Source organism: Pseudoxanthomonas taiwanensis, from assembly GCF_010093135.1.
In the GTDB taxonomy this organism is placed as follows: domain Bacteria; phylum Pseudomonadota; class Gammaproteobacteria; order Xanthomonadales; family Xanthomonadaceae; genus Pseudoxanthomonas; species Pseudoxanthomonas taiwanensis.
In genome coordinates this window covers 1-4,836 of the sequence record NZ_PDWK01000112.1, presented here as the reverse complement: position 1 = coordinate 4,836, position 4,836 = coordinate 1, and the positions used below count along the sequence as shown (strand labels likewise).

At 69.6% G+C, this 4,836-nt stretch carries 3 protein-coding genes and 1 pseudogene; 2 read left to right on the top strand and 2 right to left on the bottom strand.

Features of this window, described 5'->3' with window-relative positions:
• Positions 1-179: 179 nt before the first annotated feature.
• On the bottom strand, positions 180-2,498 hold the full coding sequence (locus tag CR938_RS13810) for a nitric-oxide reductase large subunit (RefSeq protein ID WP_162125543.1): 2,319 nt from the start codon (positions 2,496-2,498) through the stop codon (positions 180-182).
• A gap of 420 nt (positions 2,499-2,918) precedes the next feature.
• On the opposite strand from CR938_RS13810, the gene CR938_RS13805 reads away from it, so the two are divergent.
• A complete protein-coding gene (locus tag CR938_RS13805) occupies positions 2,919-4,298 on the top strand; it encodes a lipase family protein (protein ID WP_162125542.1) in 1,380 nt (459 codons plus the stop codon).
• Entirely contained in the window at positions 4,256-4,687 is a 432-nt protein-coding gene (locus CR938_RS13800; protein ID WP_162125541.1) for a hypothetical protein, read from the top strand. Before CR938_RS13805 ends, CR938_RS13800 begins: the two co-directional genes overlap by 43 nt.
• Before the next feature lie 12 nt (positions 4,688-4,699).
• On the opposite strand, the pseudogene CR938_RS13795 reads toward CR938_RS13800, so the two are convergent.
• Positions 4,700-4,836: pseudogene (locus CR938_RS13795) on the bottom strand (IS5-like element ISCARN85 family transposase); the annotation flags it as partial.

The following is a 4,836-nucleotide window of genomic DNA, read 5'->3' as shown; positions in this document are numbered from 1 at the left end:
TTCCAGCCACCCAGCTGGGACATACAATCCACTTCGGCCACGGCCGGCCCCGTTTTGTTGCCTCGAGAACAACAATTCTGCCGGGTCGGCCGTGCGCCTCTCTCCCCTCAGTTGGGAGAAGAACCAAAGAAGAGCCCCGGCACGAGGCCGGGGCTCGGGTTCGAACGCCTGCTCGCGGATCAGCGTTCGGTTTCGGTCACCCCGCCGGTGACCGTCTCGCGGCGCGGGAAGATCCACAGCCGCGCCACGAACCAGGTCAGCGCCAGCGCACCGATGGCGAACACCGTGTCGCCCGGCACGCGCAGCCACACCAGCATGTCGACGATGGGCTTCTGCATGAAGTCCGCCGAACGTGCGTACCAGTAGCCGTGCTCGATCGCCGCCAGCAGCTGCAGCGTGCCCAGCGGCAGCAGCGTCAGCAGCGCCATCAGCGCCAGGCCGATGTTCAACGACCAGAACGACACCTTCAGCGCCTGCGTGTCCCAGCGCATCTGCCCGCGCAGCCCGCGCAGGCTGAACAGCACCAGCGCGATGCCGAGCATGCCGTACACGCCGAACAGCGCGGTGTGGCCGTGCAGCGGCGTCAGGTTCAGGCCCTGCATGTAGTACAGCGACAGCGGCGGATTGATGAGGAAGCCGAACAGGCCGGCGCCCACCAGGTTCCAGAACGACACCGCGATGAAGAACAGGATCGGCCACTTGTAGCGCACCATCCACGGCGTCGCCTTGCCCAGCTTGTAGGTGTGGTAGGCCTCGAAGCCGATGTAGGCCAGTGGCACCACTTCCAGCGCGCTGAAGCTCGCGCCCAGCGCCACCACCGCGGTCGGCGTGCCGACGAAGTAGAGGTGGTGCAGCGTGCCCAGCACGCCGCCGGCGAGGAAGATCACCGTGGCGAACAGCACCGCCACCGTCGCCGTGTGCGCGCGGATCAGGCCGAGCCGGACGAAGATCAGCGACATCACCGCGGCGGCGAACACCTCGAAGAAGCCCTCCACCCACAGGTGCACCAGCCACCAGCGCCAGTACTCCACCTCGCTGATGTGCGTGTGCTCGCCCCACATCAGCGCCGAGGCGAAGAACAGGCCGATGGCGACGGTGGACAGGAACATCAGCCCGACGATCGACTTGGTGTCGCTCTTGGGCCCGCGCAGCACCGGCCACAGGGCGCGGCCGACCAGCGTCAGCCACAGCAGCAGGCCGATGAACAGGAACCACTGCCAGAAGCGGCCCATGTCGGCGTACTCCCAGCCCTGGTGGCCGAACCAGAAGTTGTGCTCCAGCCCCAGCTTCTGCATCACCGCCAGCCACTGCCCGGCGAACGAGCCGACCACGATGATCAGCAGGCACACGAACAGGAAGTTCACCCCGAGACGCTGGAATTTCGGCTCATGCCCGGAGAGCGCCGGCGCGATGTACAGGCCGGTGCCGAGCCAGGCCACCGCGATCCACAGCACCGCCAGTTGCGTGTGCCAGGTGCGGGTGATCGAGTAGGGCAGCACTTCCGACAGCGCGAGGCCGTACGCCTCCTGGCCTTCGACCTGGTAGTGCGCGGTGATCGCGCCGAGCAGGATCTGCACCAGGAACAGCGCCAGCACCACCCAGAAGTACTTGGCGGTGGCGCGCATCGACGGGGTGACGCGCAGGGTCGCCAGCGGATCGCTGGCCGGGAAGGTGTGGTGCTCCTCCTGGTGCGTGCGCGCGTGGTGCCAGCCGAGCAGGCCGATGCCGGCCAGCAGGAACAGCACCGAGAACGCCGACCACACCCACAGCGACGGCGGCGGCGTGTTGCCGACCAGCGGCTCGCCGGGCCAGTTGTTGGTGTAGGTGACGCGCTTGTCCACCACGCCGGGCTGGCTCGGGGCGAGCGTGTCGCCGGCGGCGCCGCCGCGTTCCGTGGTGGCCGCCCACGCCGTCCACCAGAAGAACGCGGTCAGCGCGCGCCGATGGTCGGCATCGGGGATCGTGTCGTTCTTCATCGCGTAGGCCTCGCGCAGCGAGGCGGTGGCCGGGTCGTTGCCGAACAGGCTCTCGTAGTGCGCGGCGACGTTGGAGATCGCCGCCACCCGGTCTTCGTCCAGCGTGATGGTGCCGGTCGCGGGATCGTAGGTGTTCTTGCGCATCATCGGCTGCAGGCGCGCCTGCAGCATGCCCTGCTTATCGGGCGTGAGCGCATGGAAGTTCGCCGCGCCCTCCTGCCGCGCCCAGATGTCGAGCACGCCGAGCGCCTCGCGGTGCAGCCAGTCGGCGCTCCAGTCCGGCGCGACGTAGCCGCCGTGCCCCCAGATCGAGCCGAGCTGCATGCCGCCGATCGACTGCCACACCTGACGGCCCTTCTCGATGTCGGCGCGGGTGTAGATCACCTGACCGCTCTCGCTCACCACGCGTTCGGGCACGGGCGGTGCGGCGCGGAAGATCTCTCCTCCGGCCCACAGCAGCACGCCGAACGAGACGATGAGCAGGGCCGCAAGGCCCAGCCACAACTTTCTCGTATTACCCATGACGGTTCCTCATGACGGGATAAAAGAAAGCGGCTGAAAGTGCTATAGTTTCAGGACCTTACACCGTTCACCAAACACCAACAACCGCTTCCATTTTTCGGCAGCGGGGTCGGCGGCGGCCTTGACGCAGGTCAAGCCACGGACACTGGCGGTGCTGGAGCGGTGAGCCGGCGCAGTTGTCGCGTGACGGGGTAGGCAGTACGGGCGCGATGCGCGTCCGGTCCCAGGTGGCCGGCATGCCGTGGCGGGAGCTGGAGGCTTCCGCACCGCAACCCCGGCGGCGCCCTGCCGGTCGGCGGTGCAGGTGCCCGGGCGCCGCATGCATGCACCGCACAGGCCGGCCCATCGCGTTGACGCGGCAGGGGCCATGGCCCGGTAAATTCCGGTTCCCATCCCGCCGCCTTCCCGGGTGCCATGCCGGTGCACAGGAAGCCCTCTCCAGCGATCGAACAGGTGCCGGGGCACCCAGGCCGCATCCGCGTCCGGGACGCGACGGCACCGGCGATCCGTCGCGGGACGCTGCTGCTGGCCGCAGTGGCGGCCGGCTGCGTGGCCACGCCCCGCGAACCTTCCGCTGCCGCCGCAGCGGCTGGTCCACGCACGCAGCAGGAGGCCGCCGCGCTTGCCCGCCCCGCGGCGCGCGAGCCGGACCCGTCGATCCGCACGCGCCTGTGGCTGGACTGCGCGTCCGCGGCCCATGCCGCGCTGGACGGGGAGGTGGCCCTGCCGGATGCGGGAATCGCACTGGCGGACCATTGTTCGACGCGGGCGCTGCTGGACCTGTTCCGCCGCCATCCCGGCGGATGGCAACCCGGGCGGCGGCGCATCGCCGGACGCGAGCTGGAGTTACGGATCGAAGGTGCCAGCCCGATGGCCCGCGGTGCCTATACGATCACCCCGGCGCAGGATGTCCCGGTGCCGCCGGGCTGGGACTTCCGCCAGCCCGGCTTCGGCCTGCCACTGGTGCTGCGCGCCGACCGCTGCACCGATGCGCCCGATTGTGCGCTGTACACGCCGGAAGGGATCTACCGCTGGGCCACCGCCTGGATCGAGCATGGCGACGACGTCCCCGTCGTGCGCATCGTCGACCCGGTGGCGACGCCGTCGACCACCGTGGGCGGGCGCGGGATGCGGCTCTCGTTCGATGCGTTCTCGTCCTACTGGAAGGGCGCGATGGCCTCGCGCCTTCCGCGGCTGGGCGTCTACGGGCTGCTCGGAGGCGATGGCATCGGCCGGCGCGCGGGCGCCTACCTGCTCACGGACTACGACCCGCGCAAGACGCCGGTGGTGATGGTGCACGGGGTGGGCAGCCACCCGATCATCTGGGCCGAACTGTCCGGCGCGATCTGGGCCGATCCGGTGCTGCGCGACAGCTACCAGGTCATCCACGTCGTATTCCAGACCAACGCCCCGCTGCTGGTGTCCAGGCAACGCGTCCGCACGTACCTGGACCGGATGTGGGAACTGCTCGACCCGGAAGGCGACGACCCGGCGCGCGGGAAGATGTGCTGGTCGGCCACAGCCTGGGTGGAGTGGTCGCGCGCCTGCTCGCGGTCGACAGCGGACGGGTGCTGTGGGATGCGGCGTTCACCGTCGCCCCCGGGCAGCTCCACGGGGCGGCGGAGAACGTGGCGGCGATCCAGGACATCTTCCTGTTCGATCCGTATCCGGAGGTCTGCGCGGTGGTCATGCTCGCCGCTCCGCACAAGGGCGGCCCGGCCGCATCGGGCTTCGCCGGGCGACTGGCCCGGGCGCTGGTGGCCCGCCGCGCACCGGAGATCCAGGCGCTCAAGGAGGTGACGCTGGCCCACCCGGAGGACGTGCGCGAGGAGGTGCGCGACAGCTACCGCTTCGCCCGGCTCGACAGCATCTGGACCCTGCGCGCGCCGCAACCGGTGCGGCGGGCCGGCGAATCGCTGCTGCCGGCGCCGGGCATCCGCTACCACACCATCGCCGGCGATCTCCACGGGCAGGGCGGTGACGGCCAGGTACCGCTGGAAAGCGCACTGCTGCCGGGCGCACGCTCGACCCTGGTGGTGGACCAGGGGCACACGCTCTACCGCGATCCGGTGGTCATCGGCCGCGTGCTGGAGATCCTGCGCGAGGAACGCGGGCTGCCGTGCGCGGGCGCGGCCGATCCCGGGAACACGGCGGATGCGGGGGATGCCGCCCGGGACATGCCGGACTAGGGCATGTTAACACTATCGCAACGATTCGACGATCAGTGCGAAGTGGATGAAGGCCGCGAACATGACGTCGAGCTTGTCGAAGCGGCTGAAGATGCGGCGGAACCCTTTCAGACGGCGGAACAGGCGCTCGATTTCGTTGCGGCGCTTGT

Coding starts and splice junctions, on each gene's coding strand:
- CR938_RS13810 (WP_162125543.1), bottom strand. CDS start 2,498: ATGGGTAATACGAGAAAGTTGTGGCTGGGCCTTGCGGCCCTGCTCATC.